This is a genomic window from Allosphingosinicella deserti, from assembly GCF_003012735.1.
GTDB lineage: Bacteria > Pseudomonadota > Alphaproteobacteria > Sphingomonadales > Sphingomonadaceae > Allosphingosinicella > Allosphingosinicella deserti.
Window position 1 is genome coordinate 65,358 of the sequence record NZ_PXYI01000004.1, and the last position, 17,545, is coordinate 82,902.

25 protein-coding genes and 1 other RNA gene are annotated in these 17,545 nt (G+C 65.1%); 11 read left to right on the forward strand and 15 right to left on the reverse strand.

Annotation, left to right across the window (positions count from 1 at the left end):
- Positions 1-32 precede the first annotated feature (32 nt).
- Together rpoH and C7I55_RS12350 are read right to left on the reverse strand one after the other, a co-directional pair.
- Positions 33-935: an RNA polymerase sigma factor RpoH gene (gene rpoH, locus C7I55_RS12345; protein ID WP_106513301.1), complete on the reverse strand. Its 903-nt coding sequence runs from the start codon at positions 933-935 to the stop codon at positions 33-35.
- Between the two features lie 56 nt (positions 936-991).
- Complete coding sequence (locus tag C7I55_RS12350; protein ID WP_106513302.1) at positions 992-1,948, reverse strand: RluA family pseudouridine synthase; 957 nt, start codon at positions 1,946-1,948, stop codon at positions 992-994.
- 249 nt (positions 1,949-2,197) lie between these two features.
- On the opposite strand from C7I55_RS12350, the gene C7I55_RS12355 reads away from it, so the two are divergent.
- From C7I55_RS12355 to yghU, 10 genes are all read left to right on the forward strand, one after another.
- Positions 2,198-2,839 carry a histidine phosphotransferase family protein gene (locus C7I55_RS12355; protein ID WP_106513303.1) on the forward strand — a complete coding sequence of 214 codons (642 nt, stop codon included), beginning with the start codon at positions 2,198-2,200 and terminating at the stop codon, positions 2,837-2,839.
- Between the two features lie 121 nt (positions 2,840-2,960).
- Positions 2,961-5,300 (forward strand): chemotaxis protein CheA, encoded by a 2,340-nt coding sequence (locus C7I55_RS12360; protein ID WP_106513304.1) that lies wholly within the window; start codon positions 2,961-2,963, stop codon positions 5,298-5,300.
- 1 nt (position 5,301) lies between these two features.
- On the forward strand, positions 5,302-5,733 hold the full coding sequence (locus tag C7I55_RS12365) for a chemotaxis protein CheW (protein WP_106513305.1): 432 nt from the start codon (positions 5,302-5,304) through the stop codon (positions 5,731-5,733).
- A 70-nt stretch (positions 5,734-5,803) separates the two neighbouring features.
- Positions 5,804-6,169 (forward strand): response regulator, encoded by a 366-nt coding sequence (locus C7I55_RS12370; RefSeq protein ID WP_106513306.1) that lies wholly within the window; start codon positions 5,804-5,806, stop codon positions 6,167-6,169.
- Positions 6,166-7,254: a chemotaxis-specific protein-glutamate methyltransferase CheB gene (cheB, locus tag C7I55_RS12375; RefSeq protein ID WP_233222190.1), complete on the forward strand. Its 1,089-nt coding sequence runs from the start codon at positions 6,166-6,168 to the stop codon at positions 7,252-7,254. The genes C7I55_RS12370 and cheB overlap by 4 nt, the downstream gene beginning before the upstream one ends.
- Positions 7,255-7,283: 29 nt before the next feature.
- Positions 7,284-8,096 carry a CheR family methyltransferase gene (locus tag C7I55_RS12380; protein ID WP_106513307.1) on the forward strand — a complete coding sequence of 271 codons (813 nt, stop codon included), beginning with the start codon at positions 7,284-7,286 and terminating at the stop codon, positions 8,094-8,096.
- A 57-nt stretch (positions 8,097-8,153) separates the two neighbouring features.
- Positions 8,154-8,846 (forward strand): N-acetylmuramoyl-L-alanine amidase, encoded by a 693-nt coding sequence (locus C7I55_RS12385; protein WP_106513308.1) that lies wholly within the window; start codon positions 8,154-8,156, stop codon positions 8,844-8,846.
- A gap of 10 nt (positions 8,847-8,856) precedes the next feature.
- Positions 8,857-9,236, forward strand: an RNA gene (rnpB, locus tag C7I55_RS12390) — RNase P RNA component class A.
- 39 nt (positions 9,237-9,275) lie between these two features.
- Positions 9,276-9,803: a J domain-containing protein gene (locus tag C7I55_RS12395; RefSeq protein ID WP_106513309.1), complete on the forward strand. Its 528-nt coding sequence runs from the start codon at positions 9,276-9,278 to the stop codon at positions 9,801-9,803.
- A gap of 93 nt (positions 9,804-9,896) precedes the next feature.
- The gene (gene yghU, locus C7I55_RS12400; protein ID WP_106513310.1) at positions 9,897-10,778 is read left to right on the forward strand and encodes a glutathione-dependent disulfide-bond oxidoreductase; all 882 of its coding nucleotides are present in this window, start codon (positions 9,897-9,899) and stop codon (positions 10,776-10,778) included.
- Positions 10,779-10,795: 17 nt separating this feature from the next.
- On the opposite strand, the gene C7I55_RS12405 is transcribed toward yghU, so the two are convergent.
- The 13 genes from C7I55_RS12405 to C7I55_RS28135 all read right to left on the reverse strand — a co-directional run bounded on the left by C7I55_RS12405 (position 10,796) and on the right by C7I55_RS28135 (position 16,204).
- Positions 10,796-11,662, reverse strand: a complete 867-nt coding sequence (locus C7I55_RS12405; protein ID WP_158266403.1) for a TraB/GumN family protein — start codon at positions 11,660-11,662, stop codon at positions 10,796-10,798.
- A gap of 217 nt (positions 11,663-11,879) precedes the next feature.
- Positions 11,880-12,299, reverse strand: coding sequence for a PaaI family thioesterase (locus tag C7I55_RS12410; RefSeq protein ID WP_106513857.1), 420 nt, complete (start codon positions 12,297-12,299; stop codon positions 11,880-11,882).
- A gap of 23 nt (positions 12,300-12,322) precedes the next feature.
- A complete protein-coding gene (locus C7I55_RS12415; RefSeq protein WP_106513312.1) occupies positions 12,323-12,730 on the reverse strand; it encodes a SufE family protein in 408 nt (135 codons plus the stop codon).
- 63 nt (positions 12,731-12,793) lie between these two features.
- Complete coding sequence (locus C7I55_RS12420; RefSeq protein ID WP_106513313.1) at positions 12,794-13,003, reverse strand: hypothetical protein; 210 nt, start codon at positions 13,001-13,003, stop codon at positions 12,794-12,796.
- A gap of 2 nt (positions 13,004-13,005) precedes the next feature.
- Positions 13,006-13,239, reverse strand: coding sequence for a hypothetical protein (locus C7I55_RS12425; protein ID WP_106513314.1), 234 nt, complete (start codon positions 13,237-13,239; stop codon positions 13,006-13,008).
- An 80-nt stretch (positions 13,240-13,319) separates the two neighbouring features.
- Entirely contained in the window at positions 13,320-13,592 is a 273-nt protein-coding gene (locus tag C7I55_RS12430) for a hypothetical protein (protein WP_106513315.1), read from the reverse strand.
- 20 nt (positions 13,593-13,612) lie between these two features.
- Entirely contained in the window at positions 13,613-13,882 is a 270-nt protein-coding gene (locus tag C7I55_RS12435; RefSeq protein ID WP_199192813.1) for a hypothetical protein, read from the reverse strand.
- 13 nt (positions 13,883-13,895) lie between these two features.
- Positions 13,896-14,222, reverse strand: a complete 327-nt coding sequence (locus C7I55_RS12440; protein WP_106513316.1) for a hypothetical protein — start codon at positions 14,220-14,222, stop codon at positions 13,896-13,898.
- Between the two features lie 25 nt (positions 14,223-14,247).
- Positions 14,248-14,514, reverse strand: coding sequence for a hypothetical protein (locus C7I55_RS12445; protein WP_106513317.1), 267 nt, complete (start codon positions 14,512-14,514; stop codon positions 14,248-14,250).
- A 34-nt stretch (positions 14,515-14,548) separates the two neighbouring features.
- Positions 14,549-14,929 carry an envelope stress response membrane protein PspC gene (pspC, locus tag C7I55_RS12450; protein WP_106513318.1) on the reverse strand — a complete coding sequence of 127 codons (381 nt, stop codon included), beginning with the start codon at positions 14,927-14,929 and terminating at the stop codon, positions 14,549-14,551.
- Positions 14,926-15,282 carry an envelope stress response membrane protein PspB gene (gene pspB / locus C7I55_RS12455; RefSeq protein WP_106513319.1) on the reverse strand — a complete coding sequence of 119 codons (357 nt, stop codon included), beginning with the start codon at positions 15,280-15,282 and terminating at the stop codon, positions 14,926-14,928. The genes pspC and pspB overlap by 4 nt, the downstream gene beginning before the upstream one ends.
- Before the next feature lie 3 nt (positions 15,283-15,285).
- Positions 15,286-15,963, reverse strand: coding sequence for a phage shock protein PspA (gene pspA, locus C7I55_RS12460; RefSeq protein WP_106513320.1), 678 nt, complete (start codon positions 15,961-15,963; stop codon positions 15,286-15,288).
- Positions 15,964-16,045: 82 nt separating this feature from the next.
- Positions 16,046-16,204 (reverse strand): hypothetical protein, encoded by a 159-nt coding sequence (locus tag C7I55_RS28135; RefSeq protein ID WP_158266404.1) that lies wholly within the window; start codon positions 16,202-16,204, stop codon positions 16,046-16,048.
- A gap of 177 nt (positions 16,205-16,381) precedes the next feature.
- Here C7I55_RS28135 and pspF point away from each other — a divergent pair, with 177 nt between their 5' ends.
- Positions 16,382-17,443 (forward strand): phage shock protein operon transcriptional activator, encoded by a 1,062-nt coding sequence (gene pspF, locus C7I55_RS12465; protein WP_106513321.1) that lies wholly within the window; start codon positions 16,382-16,384, stop codon positions 17,441-17,443.
- Positions 17,444-17,545: the final 102 nt, after the last annotated feature.

Below are 17,545 nucleotides of genomic sequence, written 5' to 3' on the forward strand. Positions count from 1 at the left end.
TGCGGCGCAGGAAGGGGCATCTTTGCCTTGGATCAGCCGGCGGTCAGCAGGCGGCGTTCGCCGGCCAGGTTCATCAGCGCCTTCTGGAGCTTCTCGAACGCCCGGACTTCGATCTGCCGGATGCGCTCGCGGCTGACGTCATAGACCTGGCTGAGCTCCTCGAGCGTCTTCGGCTCATCGGTCAGGCGGCGCTCGGTAAGGATGTGCTTCTCACGGTCGTTGAGCGCCTGCATCGCCTCGAGCAGCAGCTCGTGCCGTACCTTCGATTCCTGCGCTTCGGCGACGCGTTCGTCCTGCAGCGGATCGGTGTCGACCAGCCAATCCTGCCACTGGCCTTCGCCTTCCTCGCGGAGCGAGACGTTGAGCGACGTGTCGCCGCCCATCGCCATGCGACGGTTCATCGACACCACGTCCTCTTCGGAGACGCCGAGATCGGTGGCGATCTTGGTGACGTCCTCGGGCTTGAGGTCGCCGTCTTCGAACGCTTCGATCTGATTCTTCATCCGCCGCAGGTTGAAGAACAATTTCTTCTGGGCAGCGGTGGTGCCCATTTTAACCAGGCTCCACGAGCGCAGGATATATTCCTGGATCGAGGCGCGGATCCACCACATCGCATAGGTCGCGAGGCGGAAGCCCCTTTCAGGCTCGAACTTCTTCACGCCCTGCATCAGGCCGATATTGCCCTCCGAGATCAGCTCGGCAGTGGGCAGGCCGTAGCCGCGATAGCCCATGGCGATCTTGGCGACGAGGCGAAGGTGCGAGTTGACGAGCTTGGCGGCAGCCTCAGTGTCCTGATGCTCCGTCCAGCGCTTCGCCAGCATATATTCCTCCTCGGGGGCGAGGATCGGAAATTTCTTGATCTCGGAGAGGTAGCGGTTGAGGCCCGCCTCGCCGCCCATTGCGGGGATGGTCGCAACGTTTCTTCCGCTAGCCATATTTCTTAACTCCCTACCAGCTACGCTGTTCTGCTCTGCGCCGGTCCGCTGGGGGCTCATACCGAGAGCCCGCTTAACAGTTCCTGCATATCGGACGGAATGGCGCTTTTGAACGACAAGTTTTCACGAGAGACCGGGTGGATAAACCCGAGCTCCGCCGCGTGCAGAGCCTGTCGCTCGAAAGTCAGTGTTTTCAATAACTCACGATGGGCCGGACGGGTCCGCCCATAAACCGGATCGCCGATCAACGGGTGGCCGAGCGAGGTCATGTGGACCCGAACCTGATGCGTTCGCCCGGTTTCGAGTCGGCATTCGACCAGCGCGGCCTCCCGCAACGACCGCACCATGGCATAGTGAGTCACGGCCCGCTTGCCGCGATCACCCCCGACGATCGCCATCTTCTGGCGGTTGGCCGACGAGCGGGCGAGCGGCGCATCGACCTTGCCGGACGACGGGTTCGGAACGCCGGCGACGATCGCCTGGTAACGGCGGTCGATGCTGTGTCTCGCGAACTGCGCCGCCAGCCCTTCATGGGCGACATCGGTCTTGGCGACCACCAGCAGCCCGGACGTGTCCTTGTCGATGCGGTGGACGATCCCCGGTCGTGCCACCCCGCCGATCCCGGACAGGCGCCCGGCACAATGGTGGAGCAAAGCGTTGACCAAGGTCCCGTCGTAATTCCCTGCGGCGGGATGGACGACCATTCCCGCCGGCTTGTCCACGACGAGCAGATGATCGTCCTCGTAAACCAGGTCGAGGGCGATGGCCTGCGGTTCGTTGTGCGCCGGTTCGGGTACGGGAATTGTAACCTCGTAGGCGCCGCCCGCCACCGCCTTGGAGGCCGGATCGCGAACCAGATCTCCCGCCGGCCCGATCACCTGCCCGCTGCTGATCAGCGCCTTCAGCCGCTCACGCGACAGGGTCGGCACCGCAGCCGCAAGCGCTCGGTCCAGACGCCACCCATGGGCATCTGCGGCGAGCGTGGCGGTGATCGAGTTTCCCCCCCGGGTCATAGGGGCCTGATGTGGTGCGGTGCAGCGCGATTTCAAGAGGGAGCGGCATTCGCGCTGCACCAGCGTCGTTTTTAGCGGCACCATCCGAATAAGCATCGCCAATCCTGTCGATCGAGACACGATCGAAATCGCGCCTTCGGATCGCCCAACGGCAGTTCCGGCAGTGCGCTGGTGGCGTCATGGCCTTGCAAGGAGACGCGCGGAGGGCCAATAGGCAGTGGAAGCCAGGGACTGGGGCACGATACCAACATGAAATCTCACGAATTTGCGAGCCTTCTTTGTTCGCGCCTCTGTCATGATCTGCTGTCCCCGGTGGGGGCGCTCAACAACGGTATCGAATTGCTTGCCGACGAGCATGATCCCGAAATGCGCGCCCGCTGCCTCGATCTGCTCGGCGAGAGCGCCCGCGCCTCGGCAAACAAGCTGAAATTCTTCCGTCTGGCATTCGGTGCAGCCGGAGGGTTCGGCGACGAAGTCGACACGCGCGAGGCGCGGGTGGCAATCGAAGGCCTGTTCGGCGGCGAGGGGCGGGTGCAACTCGGTTGGATGGTGGACGAGCCGACCATGTCCAAATCGGCGCTGAAGATCCTGCTCAACCTCGTCCTCATCGCAGGCGACGCACTGGTTCGCGGCGGCCGGCTCGACGTGGGTGCCGAGCGTCATCCCGCGGGGCTCGACATCGTCGTCCGTGCCGAGGGGCCGCGGATCGTTCTGGATCCCGAGCTCAAGCGCGCGCTGTTGGGTGAAACCGACGAGCAGGCGATCGCGCCGCGCGCCGCCGCTGCGTGGCTGGTCCACTCGCTGGTCGTGGAGGCGACCGGAGAAATCCAGGTTGCGGATCAGGAGCCCAACGTATTGCTGATCGGTGCCGCAGTGCCATCCGCCGCCTGACAGCTTCGGCGCTGTCGCAGCGGCACCGCGCCGTGAAAAACCCGGTCGCTGAACAGGCACAGTAAACGGCTTCTTTACTTCTCCCGCTCCATAGCGGCCCTGCAAGCAAGCGGCAGGGGCCATGGACGATCTCATCGGCGATTTCATCGCAGAGACACGAGAAATGCTGGGGGCCCTGGGCGGCGAAGTCGTTGCCTGGGAAGCCGAGCCGCAGGATCGTGCGCGCCTCGACGCCATCTTCCGCTTCGTCCACACCGTCAAAGGCAATTGCGGCTTCTTTGACCTGCCGCGGCTGAACGGCCTCAGCCATGCCGCGGAAGATGCCCTCGCCGAGGTCCGCTCGGGCAAGCGGTCCGCCGATGCGCGCCTCGTCAACGCCGTGCTCGGCATCCTCGACCGGATCGGTGAGCTGGTCGAGGCGATGGAAGGCGGGACGGCTCCGCCCGACGACGATGACGCGACGCTCATCGCCGCGCTTTCTGAGATGGTCGACGAGGAAGTCGTCGCCGCTGCACCGGGTACCGGGGGGCAGCCGCGGGCGCCGGCACGAAGCATTCGCCTGTCGGTGGATCTGCTCGATCGTATGATGAACGGCGTCTCTGATCTCGTTCTGGCGCGCAACGAGCTTGCCCGACGGCTGCGCGATTGCGCGATGGAGGTCGAGACCGAGGAAGCGTTCGAACGCGTGTCCGCCTCGATTGCCGAGGTGCGTGAGGCGATAACCCGGACACGCATGCAGCGAGTCGAGACCCTGTTCGCGCCGTTGCCGCGGATGGTTCGAGATCTCGGCTCGGTGACCGGCAAAAAGGTGGTGCTGGAGATAGACGGCGGGGATGTCGAACTCGATCGCGAGATGATCGAGATGATCCGTGATCCGCTGACCCACATCATCCGCAATGCGGTCGATCACGGCATCGAAGCGCCGGGCGAACGACGCCGCGCCGGCAAGAGCGAAGCCGGGCTACTCCGGGTCAGTGCCCGCCAGGCCGGGAATCAGATCCTCATCGAGATTGCCGACGACGGCCGCGGCATCGATGCCGAGGCCCTGGTCGCCAAGGCGCTCGGCCATGGCATCATCACGCTCGATCAGGCCGGTCGCATGCCGCACGAGCGCAAGCTCGCCCTCGTCTTCGAAGCAGGTCTCTCGACTGCGAAGGCGGTCACGTCGATTTCGGGGCGCGGCGTCGGGATGGACGTCGTTCGCGCCAATGTGGAGCGGATCGGCGGCCTGGTCGATGTCGATTCGACCCTCGGCCATGGCGTGCGGTTCACGCTGCGGGTGCCGCTGACCCTTACCATCATTCCGGGTCTCATCGTCGAGGCCGGCGGACAGAGCTTTGCCATTCCCCGAAGCGCGATCGACGAGATCGTTCGTATCCGTGCCGCGGGCGTTCGCGTCGAATCTCTTGCCGGTGCCGGTGTCGTCACCCTGCGCGGCCACCGCTTTGCCGTCATCGCGCTCTCCGATGTGCTCGGCACCGAGCGGCGCAGCGAAGCGGGCGACGAATTGCTCGTTCTGCTCAAGACCACGGGCGGCGGCGCCTATGCGCTGGCCGTCGATCAGGTCCATGATCATGAGGAACTGGTGGTCAAGCCGGCGTCACCGGCGGTGATGGCAACCGGCCTTTACGCGGGAACGACGCTCGACGGGGACGGGAAACCCGTTTTGCTGCTCGACCCGGCCGGACTCGCCACGCGCTCGGGAGTCTCGCTCGACCGGATCGAGGTGGAGAATGTTGCCGGCAGTGGCGCGGGCGAAAGCGAGCGGCGTCCGATCCTGCTGTTCACCAGCTTCTCGGGTGCCAAACGCGCGGTCAGCCTGCCGGCAGTGCACCGCATCGAAGAGGTCGCCGCCTCGACGATCCGGGCCAGCGGCGGGCGCCTCCATATCACGCTTGGCGAGCAGATCCTGCCGCTGGCCGGCTGCGACACCATCCCGGATCGCGACAAGGTTCACGTCCTTCGCCTCACGGACGGCGTCGAGGAGATCGCTTATGCGGTTGCGGAGGTGATGGATACGGTGTCGCTCGATGGCGCGCCGGTGCCGTGCCAGCAGCCCGGCGAGGTGCAGGGCGTCGCCCTGGTCGACGGCGAGCAGGTCGAGCTTCTCGATCTCTTCTGGATCTTCAGCCGCCACGGCGCGGCCGCCCCGCACGCGGACCGGCCCCTCTGCCTGCTGCCGCAGGATGATGCCTGGATGGACACGTTCCTGAGGCCGCTCATCGAGAGCGCCGGCTATCGTGTCGCCCGGGTGGGCGAGGCCGCGACGGCCGATCTCGTCATCGTAGACGAAAGCGAGGTCGAGCCCGACGTCGGCGCGGCGCGTGTCCTCAAGCTGCGCGCCAATCCGGAGCCGCGCGGCGCCAAGGACGACAGCATCCACCGTTATGATCGCGCCGCCCTGCTCGGCGCGCTGGGCAGCGCGACGAGCACTCCGCGTGCCGCCCGGAAGGAAGCCTGACATGGCCGAATTGCTCCTCCTGGTCAGTCTCGCCGGCGAGCAGGTCGCCGTGCGCGCTTCCGAAGTCGAATCGGTCGTCGAGATCGAGGGGCTGACCCCAGTGCCGCGCGCCGGCGGGCACGTCGCAGGCCTGACCGCACTGCGCAGCCGGGTGCTGACCGTGATCGATTGCATGGCCTCGCTTCAGCCGGGTCTCAGGATCGAAGGACCGCGCGATGCGATGGTCGTGGTGGCGGATGGTCATCCTTATGCCTTGCTCGTTGACCGGGTCGAAGACGTGGTCGAGGCGAGCGGCGAGATCGCACCGGTCCCGGCGTCGCTGTCTGCCGGATGGACACGTGTCGCGACCGGCTATGTGCCCGTCGAAGGAACGCTCTTCCTGCTTGCCGATGTTCACGCGCTGATTGCCGGTCCGCTGGCAGAGGCCGCATGAGCCGCTTTAATCCCGTGCTTACACTTTGCGGTCTAAGATGGCCGCGCCTTCCGAATAGCGAGTTTTGGTCATGAAGAGCTGCCTGGTCGTGGATGATTCGAAGGTGATCCGAAAGGTCGCCCGTCACATCCTCGAAACGTTGAATTTCTCGGTCCAGGAAGCTGGCGACGGCCGCGAGGCGCTGACCCGCTGCGAGGAGCATATGCCGGACGTCGTCCTGCTCGACTGGAACATGCCGGTGATGGGCGGGATGGAATTCCTGCGCACGCTGCGGCAGCGCAGCTTCGAATCGCAGCCCAAGGTCGTGTTCTGCACGACCGAGAATGATGCGGCCCATATCCGCGCGGCGATCGACGCCGGCGCGGACGAATACGTGATGAAGCCTTTCGATCGCGAGACGCTTGAAAGCAAGCTGCAGATCGTCGGCGTCGCATGAGCAGCGCCGCACCCGCGGCGCCCAATCCACCGATCGGAGATGTGGACCGGTCGCCGCCGATACGCCTGATGATCGTCGACGATTCCCCAGTTGCGCGCTCGGTACTGGCGCGGATGCTGGGGGTATATCGCGATTTTGAGGTCGTGCACCTCGCCGGGACCGCCCATGAGGCCCTCGACGCTCTCGCCACGATCGCTATCGACATCGTCCTGCTCGATGTCGAGATGCCCGGCCGCACCGGTCTCGATGCATTGCCCGAGATCCTCGAGCGGGGGCAGGGCGCCCGGGTCCTGGTGGTTTCCTCGGCCTGCGACGAAGGTGCCGAGGCAGCCGTGAGGGCGCTGGCGCTCGGCGCCGCCGACACCCTCCCGAAGCCCGGCACCGGCCGCTTTGCAGGCCGCTTCTCGGAAGAGCTCGCCGAGCGCCTGCGCCGGATCGGGCCGGCAGTGCGTCCCGGTCACCCTGTCGCCAGTGTCCGCTTGCGGCCGGCATCGGACGGGCGGCTGGCCTGCCTCGCACTCGGGGCGTCGACCGGCGGTCTCCACGCGGTCACCGGCATCCTGAAGGCCCTGCCGGCGATGATCGGCGCTCCGATCCTCGTCACGCAGCATCTCCCGCCGGTGTTCATGCCGTTCTTCGCGCGGCAGATCGAAAGCGCATGCGGTCGCACCACCCGCGTCGCCGAAGAGGGGCTTGCGCTCCAGGCTGAAGAAGTCGTGCTGGCTCCCGGTCACGCGCACCTCGCGCTGGAGCAGCAAGGGGGCCGGGTCGTGGTGCGGCTGGATCGAACCCCGATGCCGAGCGGCTGCGTGCCATCGGTCGATGTCATGTTCGCCGCCGCCGGCGAGATGTTCGGGCGCGGCGCACTCGGGGTTGTGCTGAGCGGCATGGGCCGCGACGGCCTTGAAGGCGCGCGCAAGCTGGTCGAGCGCTCCGGCACCATTTTCGCCCAGGATCGGGCGACCTCGGCGGTGTGGGGCATGCCGCGGGCGGTTGCCGAGGCGGGCCTCGCTTCGGCGGTGCTGCCGCCTTCCGATCTCGCTCGCAGGATCACCAACCGGATCGAAGGTGGCACGTGGAAGTAAGCGCAGCCTCCACGCGTGTGTTGAGCAGCATGCTCGAACAGCGCACCGGGCAGCAATTGGCGATGAGCCGCCAATGGCGGATCGAGACGGTGCTCCAGTCGCTCGTCCGCGCCCGAGGGCTCGGCTCGCTCGATCGCCTCGTTCATGCGGTTGCGGCGGGCGGCGATCCGGCGCTCGCCGACGCGGTGATCGATGCGCTGCTCAACAACGAAACCAGTTTCTATCGGGATCGCAACAGCTTCGAGCTGCTGCTCGGCCCGGCCATGGCGCGTCTGGAGCAGGCGCGGACGCGAGAGCGGCGTATCTCGATCTGGTCGGCCGGTTGCTCGACGGGGCAGGAGGCCTACTCGATCGCAATGTGGTTCGCCGAGCGCAAGGCGCGGTGGGTCGGCTGGACGATCGACATCCTCGCCACCGACGTGTCCCGAACGGCGGTCGATCAGGCGCGGAGCGGGCTCTATTCGCAATTCGAAGTTCAGCGTGGCCTTCCAGTCACCCAGATGATCCGCTGGTTCGAGGAAAGTCCCGGCGCCAATTGGCGGATCCTTCCGGAACTGCGCCGCGCGGTACGGTTCGAGGTTCACAGCCTGATGAACCCGGCGCCGTCGCCCGCCCGCTTCGACGTCATCCTGTGCCGCAACGTGCTTCTCTATTTCTCCGATCAGGTGCGCCGGATCGTGTTCGCCCGGCTGGCCGAGGCCGCCGCGCCCGACGCCGTGCTGATGCTCGGGGCCGGGGAGACGGTGATCGGGCAGACGCCTGCCTTCGTTTCCGATCCCGATTGCCGCGGGCTTTATATCCGTCGGCCCGATGCGCTTCCGGCCTATCGGGCTGCCTCCTGATCCTTCAGGATCGATCAAGGTCTTGACGAAGCGGCCGTAATCGGGCCGGAAGCAGTGATGAGCGAAATCATCGACTGCCTCTCGCCCAATTTCGACGAGCGGGAATTGCCGATTTCCATTCTCGTCCTCCATTATACGGGGATGCAGGACGCTGCTTCGGCGATCGCACGGCTGCGCGACCCGGCGGCGAAGGTCTCCTGCCATTACCTGGTGTCCGAGGACGGCCAGGTGCTGAGGATGGTCGACGAGCAGAAGCGGGCCTGGCACGCGGGCAATTCCTTCTGGCGCGGCGTCACCGACATCAATTCGGCCTCGATCGGCATCGAGATCGTCAATCCCGGGCACGATTGGGGATATCGCCCCTTTCCGGAACCGCAGATCGAGGCGCTGATCCCATTGGTCGCCGACATCATGGACCGGCACAAGATCACCCGCGGCAATGTCGTCGGCCACTCCGACGTGGCGCCGAGGCGCAAGCAGGACCCGGGCGAGCTCTTTCCTTGGGCGCGCCTCGCGAAATTGCGGCTGGCGCTGCCGCGACCCACCAAGAATCTGATGGATCCCAATTGGACCGACGGTGGCTTTCTGCTTGCGCTCGAGCGGTTCGGTTATGACGTTTCGGATTCTCTTGCCGCCGTGGTCGCGTTCCAGCGCCGCTTCCGTCCGGAGTTGATCGACGGCGAGATCGACGGCGAATGCCGTGCACTTCTGCTCGCGCTGCTCCTTCCCAAGCCGCGCGGGGATGACTAGATAGCCCCTGTCAGAGGGCCGGGCGGCCGCGGTCCGGCTTGGCCGGAGCGAGGAAAGTCCGGGCTCCACGAAACGACGGTGCCGGGTAACGCCCGGCGGGGGCGACCCCAGGGACAGTGCAACAGAAAGCAGGTCGCGACCGCTTCGGCGACGTGACAGTGAAAGGGTGCGGTAAGAGCGCACCGCGGCCCCGGCAACGACGGCCGGCACGGTAAACCCCACCGGGAGCAAGACCGAATAGGGATGGCGCGGGGGCGACCCCATGGGCTCGTTTCGTCCAATGCCGTCCGGGTTGGTTGCTTGAGGGGCGGAGCGATCCGCCTCCTAGAGGAATGGTCGCACAGGCGGGGAACCGCTGGACAGAACCCGGCTTATAGGCCCTCTGGCATTTTTGTCCCCTGCGGTGGGGGACCGTGGTAGCGAGAAGATATGGCTCGGCAGACACGATCGAACGACTGGGGTTTCCCGCGCTGGCGGAGCTACGGCTCAGAACGGGCGGCGCAGCAGGTGCGTCTGTGCGATCGCGAGGGCTGCGATGCGCCAGGCGACCGGCCGGCACCAAAATCACCGAACAGTCCGGAGCGCTGGTATTTTTGCGAGGCCCACGCCGGCGAGTACAACAAGAACTGGAACTATTTTCAGGGCCTTTCCGCCGAGGACGCCGCCCGTCGCGAGGCTGAGGAGCGCCGCGGCAACGACGGCTTCAAGCAATCGAGCCATTATGCCTGGAGCGGTCCCGGCGACGGCACCCGCAGCCGCGAGGAGATGCGTGCGCTCGACATGCTCGAAGTCGAGGTCGACGCCAGCTTCGACGACATCAAGGCCGCCTACCGGCGTTTGGCCAAGTTGAACCATCCGGACGTGACCCCTGGCGACAGCGAAGCCGCAGCCCGCTTCCAGGCGATCCAGGCAGCCTACGAGGTGCTCCGCAAGGCCGACGAGCGCCGCACCGCCTGACGTCCGCGCCAGACGGGAGAGACGCGCGAGAATTTGCGACTCGGTCGATCCTTGGCCTTGCGTAACGATCCTGCGCTTCCAATCTCCCTCGGCATGACCGACACAGCCGATTACACGCCCCCCACAGTCTGGACCTGGGATACGGAGAGCGGAGGGCGCTTCGCCAACATCAACCGGCCGATCGCCGGGCCCACCCACGACAAGGCGCTTCCCGTCGGCAAGCATCCGCTGCAGCTCTACTCGCTGGGCACGCCGAACGGGGTCAAGGTCACGATCATGCTGGAGGAACTGCTCGCGGCGGGACATGCCGGCGCCGAATATGACGCCTGGCTGATCCGCATCCAGGACGGCGATCAGTTCGGCAGCGGCTTCGTCGACGTGAACCCCAATTCCAAGATTCCCGCCTTGCTGGATCGCAGCGGTCCGGAGCCTGTCCGCGTCTTCGAATCCGGCGCGATCCTTACCTATCTCGCGGAGAAATTCGGCGCATTCCTGCCGGCATCCGGGCCGGCCCGCGCGGAATGCCTTTCCTGGCTGTTCTGGCAGATGGGCAGCGCGCCGTTTCTCGGCGGCGGGTTCGGGCACTTCTACGCTTATGCTCCCGTGAAGATCGAATATGCGATCAACCGCTACGCGATGGAGGCCAAGCGCCAGCTCGACGTGCTCGACCGCCGGCTTGCCGCCAACGCCTTCATTGCAGGCGCGGATTATACGATTGCGGACATGGCGATCTGGCCTTGGTACGGCGTCCTCGCCAAAGGCGAGATCTACGACGACGCAGGCACGTTCCTGTCGGTCCAGGATTATGCCAACGTGCAGCGCTGGGCGGCCGAGATCGCTGATCGTCCCGCGGTCAAGCGCGGTCGCATGGTCAATCGCGTCGTGGGCGATCCCGCAAGCCAGCTCCACGAGCGCCACGATGCCGCCGATTTCGACACCCGGACGCAGGACAAATTGCAGAGCGAAGGAAGTTAGGCGCTGGCGCCCGCTCCTTACTCAATCCGGCGGACCTTCAGGCCCTTCCGCGCGAGAGCGACCTGAATGCTTTCGGTGCCGACTAGGTGGCCGACGCCGACGGCAACGAACTGATCTTTGTTCCCGGCGAGAAGCTGCTGGATGCGAGCCGCGTAGCGCACGTTCCTCTCGGAGACGAGCCGGGTATAGAGGCGTGGGGACCGTTGCTTCAGCTCCACGTTGACGATCGTCTCAAGCGCCGCAATGTCGCCTGCCTGCCAGGCGGCTGCAATCATTGTGGGCAATTGAACGCCGCGCGCGGCGCGATTGATCACGTCTTCCAGAAAGGCGATCTGATCGGCTTCGGGCAGATCTGCGAGGTAGCCGACCTGCTGCGCCATCGTCTCGAACCCTTCGATCGGTTTGCTTTGCTCCTCGGCGAGGGCTTTGAGCGTCAGATCGGCGCCGTTCTTTGCGTCGAGGCCCGCCTTCGTCAACGGCAGCTGCGCTAGGGTCATTGCGGCGAGCCAAGGACGCATCGGCGCGAACTTGGCTGCAGGCACTCCATAATGAACCAGCACCGCATCCAGCTTCGTCTTCTGTGCTGGCGAAAGCTTTGTTTCGAGCGGATTGGCCGGATCAAGGCCGCGTTGCTGCACGATCGCGCCGGCGCCGCCGCTATTTGACTCTGCTTCTAGCCAAAGAGTCGCCGAGGCGCGCATCGCTGCATCGAGGCGCGATGTTCGCCAGTTCATGCCGGCGGGTAGGGCATGTTGAGTCCCGAACAGATAAACGGTCGAATCGGTGTCGCTGACTACCCAAAGAGCAGGGGCCGCCTGTGCTGCCGAGCCGATGAACATGGAGAGGGGAAGCAAGATGCGGATAGCTTTCGTGAATGATTTCATCTCAGATCCTCCATCTATCATGTATAACAAGTTATCATGTTATGGCAAGTTATCCGTCGCGGGATCCTCGCGCTGCCGTGCACGCGGCTTCCTCCGCTTGTTGCCGATTGGCAGGAGGTTCGTTTCGGAACGTGACGATGGCACGCGCGGTGCGACGGATCGCCCTGATGCGCCGGGGAGAGAATGCAGGCGAGGCAAGCGTGCTCGCCGGCGGATTCTACTTCGTGAACATGAAGGTGCCGGTGACGTGTGCCACCGGATCGGCCGAATCGCCGTCATGGGCGACGCCGCGAACGAAGGCGACGCTGTTCGTTACCCGATAGCATTCGCCGCGACCGATGATCCGCCGACCGGGCACGGCTGGGCGGAGATAGTCGACGCGCAGGTCGAGCGTCGCCTGGTGGCGGAAGCGGCCGAGCCTCACCCAGATCGCCATGCTCGTTGCCATGTCCATGAGGCTGATGATCGGCCCGGAAGCGATCACCCCGGTCTCCGTGACTCCGATCAGTTTCTCGGCATATTCGAGCCCGAGCTCGACCCAATCCTCGCCATGATCGACATAGGTGATGCCGAGCGATCCGCCATGGCCGACACGTCCGGCGAAGTCGGTGAACAGCTTCGGGTCGAAGCCCTGCATGCGCGCGAGGTCGGCGACGTCGGTCACGCGGTGAGGCGCTCCGCGGTTTCACGAACCAGCGCGATCATGTTGGGTATTCCCTGGGTGCGATTGGAGCTGAGCTGTGCCTTGAGATCGAACGGAGCGAGTGCTGCATCGATGTCGGTATCGATGATCTGCTTCGGCGTCCTGTCCTGGACGGCGAGCAGCACCAGGGCGACGATCCCCTTGGTGATCGCGGCATTGCTGTCGGCCAGGAAATGCAACGTGCCGTCTTCACGCGGCACGGGATACAGCCACACGGAGGCCGAGCAGCCGCGAACGAGCGTGGCGTCGGTCTTGAGGGGATCGGGCATCGGCTCCAAATCGCGCCCGAGATCGATCAGCAATCGGTAGCGGTCGTCCGGTTCGAGAAGCTCGTAGTCGGCATGGATGTCGTCGAGAGAGGTCATGGCCGCCGCGCTACCAGAGCGAAGGCGGCCCGAGAAGCGTCCTCGAAAGCTGCGCGATCAGGATCAGCCTTCGGCGATCGCCTCCAGCCGGCGGACCCGTTCGCGCAGCGACGCGAGTTCGATGCGGCCGCCGGACGGCGAAGCCGGACCGGATAGTTCAAGGCGCTTCAGCTCCAGCCATCCGCGCCACCCGCGCAGCAAGGCGAGGCTGGTCAGCCCGGCTCCGCCAAGGAACGCCGCGGCGAAGGCGAGGGGGAGAATGGGATCGGCCATCATCACCGATCCCTCAGCTCGTCGATCTGTCGGGCGAGGCTGTTCTCGCGGTCGGTTGCGATCCGCTCGAGCACCGCGACGCGGTCGCGGAGCATCCTCATCTCCTCCTTCATCCGCAAGGTCTCGGGATCGTCGCCGCGCGGCATCATATTGCCGCCGTGCCGGTAACGCGCCTTCATCACGGTGGCGACCATCACGATCAGAACGATCAGGACGACCATGCTGTACTGATTCATCATTCACTCCCTGGTGCCTCGGATCGGCACGTGCATCCATGTGCGCTGCCGTCGCCCGGGCGGATGTCCGTTGCCGTCGCTCAGTTCAGCAAGGCCTTGCTCACCGTCTCGATCTCGTCGGAAACGGCGATGCCGCGATCCGCGGCGATCCCTTCGAGGATCCGCACTCTGTGCTCCAGCCGCTCGACATGCGTTGCATAGTGCGCCGCCTTCTCCGCAGTTTCCCTGCCGACTGCGTCGAGCTGCGTCTGATTGAAGCGGTTCTGCCGCTTATGAATGCCGGCCAGCAGCGCGGCTACGCACACTCCCGTGACGCCGACCACGAGCAGAGCGATCGTCATGAGCACGGGCATGCTTTCGCCTCCCGATCCGGTCAGTTCAATGGACGGTCGCGGAGCTTCTCGATCTCATCCGAGACGCTGAGCCCCTTGTCCGTGACGATCCGTTCGAGCACGCGGACCCGCTGTTCCAGCCGCTCGCTGTGCGCGGCATATTGGGCGGCGCTTTCCGCGGTCCGAGCGCCGAGCAGTTCGAGCTCGCGTTCCTTAAACTTGATGTGGCGCTTGTAGACGTCGCCGATAACGCCGGCGATCACCGGAATTCCGACAACGATGATGAAGAAGATCAGCATGGAGCTGGACATGGCAAAGGCTCCCTCAGTTTCGCGGTATCCGCAGGGCTTCGATTTCGTGGGTGAGGCGATGGCTGTCGTCGGTGACGATGCGTTCCACCGTGGCGAGCCGATCCTTGATCGAACCGAGCTCAGCGCGGAGCTGGGCATTCTCGCTGCTGAGCAGCTTGATCCGCTCGATCGCTTCGTTGCTGTTCTTGGGATAGACCGCCTGGCCCCACGCGCCATCGAGCGGATAGCCGTTCTTTATGCGCAGCCAGGTGGTGAACACCCATCCCCCGATCGCCACGCTGACGATGATCGCGATCATCGGAAAGAGCTGGCTGATGATCGCGATTTTCTCTGACCCCATTGGATTTCCCCTGTTTAGCCGGCGCTCAGGCCTGGCGAAGCTGCTCGATCTCGCGGGCGGTGCGCTCGGCGGGATCGGTGGCGATCCGCTCGAGCACCATCAGCCGGCTCTCGAGGCGGGCGACCTGCTGCTTGAGCAGCTCGTTCTGGTCCATCAGCATCGTTACCGTGCCTTCGGTCTGATGGCCGGCCACGCGGTAGCGGGCGCGGATCAAGGCCATGGTTGGCACGAGGATGACGGCAGCGCCGATTGCGATGGTGATGATCAGGAAAATGGCGAGCTTCTCGTCCATCCTCGTTCCCCCTTTTCTCTATCCCTGACGCGGTTCAGCGCAGTTGCTCGATTTCTCGAGCGAGGCGCCCGTGCGAGCTGGTGACATAGGTCTCGACGTCGGCAAGCCGTCGGTCGAGCTCGCGGAACCGCGAGCGGACGTCGCGCACGGTGCGAGCCGGAGAGGCGCGGACGCCCTGCCAGAACTTGGCCTGCTCCGGAGTCTCGTATTTGAGCTCGTGCGGCTTGTTCGGCGCGAGCCATGCCGCCGCGAGATAGGCGAGGACGGTCATGCCGGAACCGAGCAGGGTCAGGATCACCATACCGATCCTGACGAGGGTCACGTCGATCCCGGTATAGTCGGCGATGCCGGCGCAGACGCCCATCCATTTCTTGTTCTGTTTGTCGAGATAGAATTTGGTGTGACGCGGGGTCATTGGCCGAGCCTCCTCGGCTGGTTGCTGACGCTGCGGCCGTCGCCCAGTCCCGGATCCGAGAGTCCGGAAAGGCCCGATCCCGAAAGCGATGCACTACGCGTTTCGAGCGCCTCGGCGATCGGATCGCAGCTGACGGCACGCCAGTTCGGATTTTCCGCCGACATGATCCGCTCGATCGAGCACATGCGATCGTCGAGGCGGCGCGCCATCTCGTGCAGTTCGTCGAGCAATTGCTCGTCCTCACGGGTGAGCGTCGCCTGAGTCTTCCAGCGGGTGATGTAGTGGAAGATAAGCCAGGGCAGGCCGATGAACAGGATCGGCACGACCGTAAGAGGGATGAGGATGTCTTCCATGGCTCAGCCCTCCTGCGGCTTGCCGCCGAGGCGGGCCTTCAGAGCTTCGAGCTCGGCATCGACTTTCTCGGAATTGCGCAACTCGGCGATTTCCTCTTCGAGCGTCTTGGGCGGAGCGCCGAGTGCGAGGGCGTCGGCGCGGCCTTCGGCCATGTCGGCCCGGCGTTCGAGCACATCGAAGCGCGAGAAAGCGTCGTCCACCTTCGATCCGGCATACATTTCCCGCAGGCGGACCCTGTTCTCGGCGCTCTCGAGCCGGCTCTGGATCGCATTCTGGCGGGTGCGGGCCTCGCGGATCTTGCCCTGGAGCTTGGCGATATCCGTCTCAGCTGCACGCAGCCCATCGTCCAGCACCTCGATTTCCGTCCGAAGGCTGTCGGCCATATCGCCGGCCTTCTGCTTCTCGACCAGAGCCGCCTTGGCGAGATCCTCGCGGCCCTTCGACAAGGCGAGCTCAGCCTTCTCAACCCAGCTTTCCTGCAGCTTGTCGAGCCGGGAGATCTGGCGCCGCATCTCCTTCTGGTCGGCGATCGTACGCGCGGCGGAGGCGCGAACCTCGACGAGGGTCTCCTCCATCTCGAGGATGATCATCCGGATCATCTTCGCTGGATCTTCCGCCTTGTCGAGCAAGTCGGTGAAATTGGCGGCGATGATGTCGCGGGTCCGCGAGAAAATACCCATTCGAAACTCCTTATGTGTCTCACCGGCGAACGATCGGGCGGGGCGCTGGGGGCGAGGCCCCGCCCGGCCGTCCGCGATCGGGTCAGGCATGAGCCTGAACCGAAATGTTGGCTGCGACAAGGCTGACCGGATTCGATTCGACCGCACGGGCCGGCTCCACTGCCGCACCCACCGCGGTCGCCGTCAGAACCACCGCGACAAAGGTCGCAAGCACGCTCTGTCCAAGTCCGCTCAACTTCATCTTCAATCTCCCTGGCGTCTTCGATGCCCCTCATCCCCGGGGCGTTATGCCAGATGCTCTACAAGGGACGTGCCAAATGCCCAAAAGGGCAGAAAAGCGCCATTCTCGGGAGCTTTGAGCGGAGCGATGCAATGTTTCCGCTTGCCAAGAGGTGGGAGTATTTGCCAACATTCAGCAATGGAGCGCACAACCCAGCTGGTCGGCCAATCTTCGTCCTTCCTTGATGCGGTCGAGCGGGCGAGCCGCGCCGCGCCGCTCGATCGGCCGGTGCTGGTGATCGGGGAACGCGGGACGGGCAAGGAGCTGATTGCCGAGCGCCTGCACCATCTCTCGAGCCGCTGGGACGGTCCTTTGGTCACGATGAACTGCGCGGCCTTGCCCGAGACTCTGATCGAGGCCGAATTGTTCGGCCATGAGGCAGGCGCCTTCACAGGTGCGGTCAAGGCGCGCCCCGGCCGGTTCGAGGAGTCAGACGGCGGCACCTTGTTCCTCGACGAGTTGGCGACGCTCAGCCAGGCGGCCCAGGAGCGGCTGCTGCGCGTCGTCGAATATGGCGAAGTCACCCGCATCGGTGCCTCGCGGCCGCTGCGGGTGGACGTGCGCATCGTTGCTGCGACCAACGAGGATTTGCCGCGCCTTGCCGAGGAGAACCGTTTCCGCGCCGATCTGCTCGATCGTCTCTCGTTCGAGGTCGTCACCCTGCCGCCGTTGCGCCACCGCAGCAGCGACATTCCGATCCTTGCCGACCATTTCGCGCGCCGAATGGCGCTCGAGCTGGAATGGCCGCGCTTTCCTGGTTTCTCGAGCCGCGCCCAGGATCGACTACTCGCCTATGACTGGCCGGGGAACGTTCGCGAGCTCCGCAACGTCGTCGAGCGCGCCGTGTATCGCTGGGAAGATCCGGAACAGCCGGTCGACTCGATCCAGTTCGACCCGTTCGAGTCGCCGTGGCGTCCGCAGCGGTCGCTGCTCGGACGTACGGCGGCGCAAGCTGCGTCGGGATCGTCCTCGCCGGGACCCGAGGAAAGGCAAGCAGTCTTGCCGGCGCCGAATACGCCGCCGGCCCATGATCCGGATGGCTGTGCCGATTTTCGGCTGGCGGTCGCTCAATATGAGAAAGCGATCCTCGCCGCGGCACTGGAGCGCTGCCGCTGGAACCAACGTGCCGCGGCGACGGCGCTCAGCTTGACCTACGACCAGCTCCGCCACGCGATGAAGCGGCACGAACTGGCGGGCTGACCCCGGAGCGCCCTTGGGGCGGCGGCTCCGCCGGTCGTAGAAGCTCCCAATTTTGTTGCAGCGCGCCCTGCACGGCTCCCTCCAAATCTGCTATGGTTCGGA

What these genes read in the sequence shown, in the direction of transcription:
- rpoH (WP_106513301.1), bottom strand. Translation starts at nt 935, where the DNA reads ATGGCTAGCGGAAGAAACGTTGCGACCATCCCCGCAATGGGCGGCGAG.
- C7I55_RS12350 (WP_106513302.1), bottom strand. Translation starts at nt 1,948, where the DNA reads ATGACCCGGGGGGGAAACTCGATCACCGCCACGCTCGCCGCAGATGCC.
- C7I55_RS12355 (WP_106513303.1), top strand. Translation starts at nt 2,198, where the DNA reads ATGAAATCTCACGAATTTGCGAGCCTTCTTTGTTCGCGCCTCTGTCAT.
- C7I55_RS12360 (WP_106513304.1), top strand. Translation starts at nt 2,961, where the DNA reads ATGGACGATCTCATCGGCGATTTCATCGCAGAGACACGAGAAATGCTG.
- C7I55_RS12365 (WP_106513305.1), top strand. Translation starts at nt 5,302, where the DNA reads ATGGCCGAATTGCTCCTCCTGGTCAGTCTCGCCGGCGAGCAGGTCGCC.
- C7I55_RS12370 (WP_106513306.1), top strand. Translation starts at nt 5,804, where the DNA reads ATGAAGAGCTGCCTGGTCGTGGATGATTCGAAGGTGATCCGAAAGGTC.
- cheB (WP_233222190.1), top strand. Translation starts at nt 6,166, where the DNA reads ATGAGCAGCGCCGCACCCGCGGCGCCCAATCCACCGATCGGAGATGTG.
- C7I55_RS12380 (WP_106513307.1), top strand. Translation starts at nt 7,284, where the DNA reads ATGCTCGAACAGCGCACCGGGCAGCAATTGGCGATGAGCCGCCAATGG.
- C7I55_RS12385 (WP_106513308.1), top strand. Translation starts at nt 8,154, where the DNA reads ATGAGCGAAATCATCGACTGCCTCTCGCCCAATTTCGACGAGCGGGAA.
- C7I55_RS12395 (WP_106513309.1), top strand. Translation starts at nt 9,276, where the DNA reads ATGGCTCGGCAGACACGATCGAACGACTGGGGTTTCCCGCGCTGGCGG.
- yghU (WP_106513310.1), top strand. Translation starts at nt 9,897, where the DNA reads ATGACCGACACAGCCGATTACACGCCCCCCACAGTCTGGACCTGGGAT.
- C7I55_RS12405 (WP_158266403.1), bottom strand. Translation starts at nt 11,662, where the DNA reads ATGAAATCATTCACGAAAGCTATCCGCATCTTGCTTCCCCTCTCCATG.
- C7I55_RS12410 (WP_106513857.1), bottom strand. Translation starts at nt 12,299, where the DNA reads ATGCAGGGCTTCGACCCGAAGCTGTTCACCGACTTCGCCGGACGTGTC.
- C7I55_RS12415 (WP_106513312.1), bottom strand. Translation starts at nt 12,730, where the DNA reads ATGACCTCTCTCGACGACATCCATGCCGACTACGAGCTTCTCGAACCG.
- C7I55_RS12420 (WP_106513313.1), bottom strand. Translation starts at nt 13,003, where the DNA reads ATGGCCGATCCCATTCTCCCCCTCGCCTTCGCCGCGGCGTTCCTTGGC.
- C7I55_RS12425 (WP_106513314.1), bottom strand. Translation starts at nt 13,239, where the DNA reads ATGAATCAGTACAGCATGGTCGTCCTGATCGTTCTGATCGTGATGGTC.
- C7I55_RS12430 (WP_106513315.1), bottom strand. Translation starts at nt 13,592, where the DNA reads ATGCCCGTGCTCATGACGATCGCTCTGCTCGTGGTCGGCGTCACGGGA.
- C7I55_RS12435 (WP_199192813.1), bottom strand. Translation starts at nt 13,882, where the DNA reads ATGTCCAGCTCCATGCTGATCTTCTTCATCATCGTTGTCGGAATTCCG.
- C7I55_RS12440 (WP_106513316.1), bottom strand. Translation starts at nt 14,222, where the DNA reads ATGGGGTCAGAGAAAATCGCGATCATCAGCCAGCTCTTTCCGATGATC.
- C7I55_RS12445 (WP_106513317.1), bottom strand. Translation starts at nt 14,514, where the DNA reads ATGGACGAGAAGCTCGCCATTTTCCTGATCATCACCATCGCAATCGGC.
- pspC (WP_106513318.1), bottom strand. Translation starts at nt 14,929, where the DNA reads ATGACCCCGCGTCACACCAAATTCTATCTCGACAAACAGAACAAGAAA.
- pspB (WP_106513319.1), bottom strand. Translation starts at nt 15,282, where the DNA reads ATGGAAGACATCCTCATCCCTCTTACGGTCGTGCCGATCCTGTTCATC.
- pspA (WP_106513320.1), bottom strand. Translation starts at nt 15,963, where the DNA reads ATGGGTATTTTCTCGCGGACCCGCGACATCATCGCCGCCAATTTCACC.
- C7I55_RS28135 (WP_158266404.1), bottom strand. Translation starts at nt 16,204, where the DNA reads ATGAAGTTGAGCGGACTTGGACAGAGCGTGCTTGCGACCTTTGTCGCG.
- pspF (WP_106513321.1), top strand. Translation starts at nt 16,382, where the DNA reads ATGGAGCGCACAACCCAGCTGGTCGGCCAATCTTCGTCCTTCCTTGAT.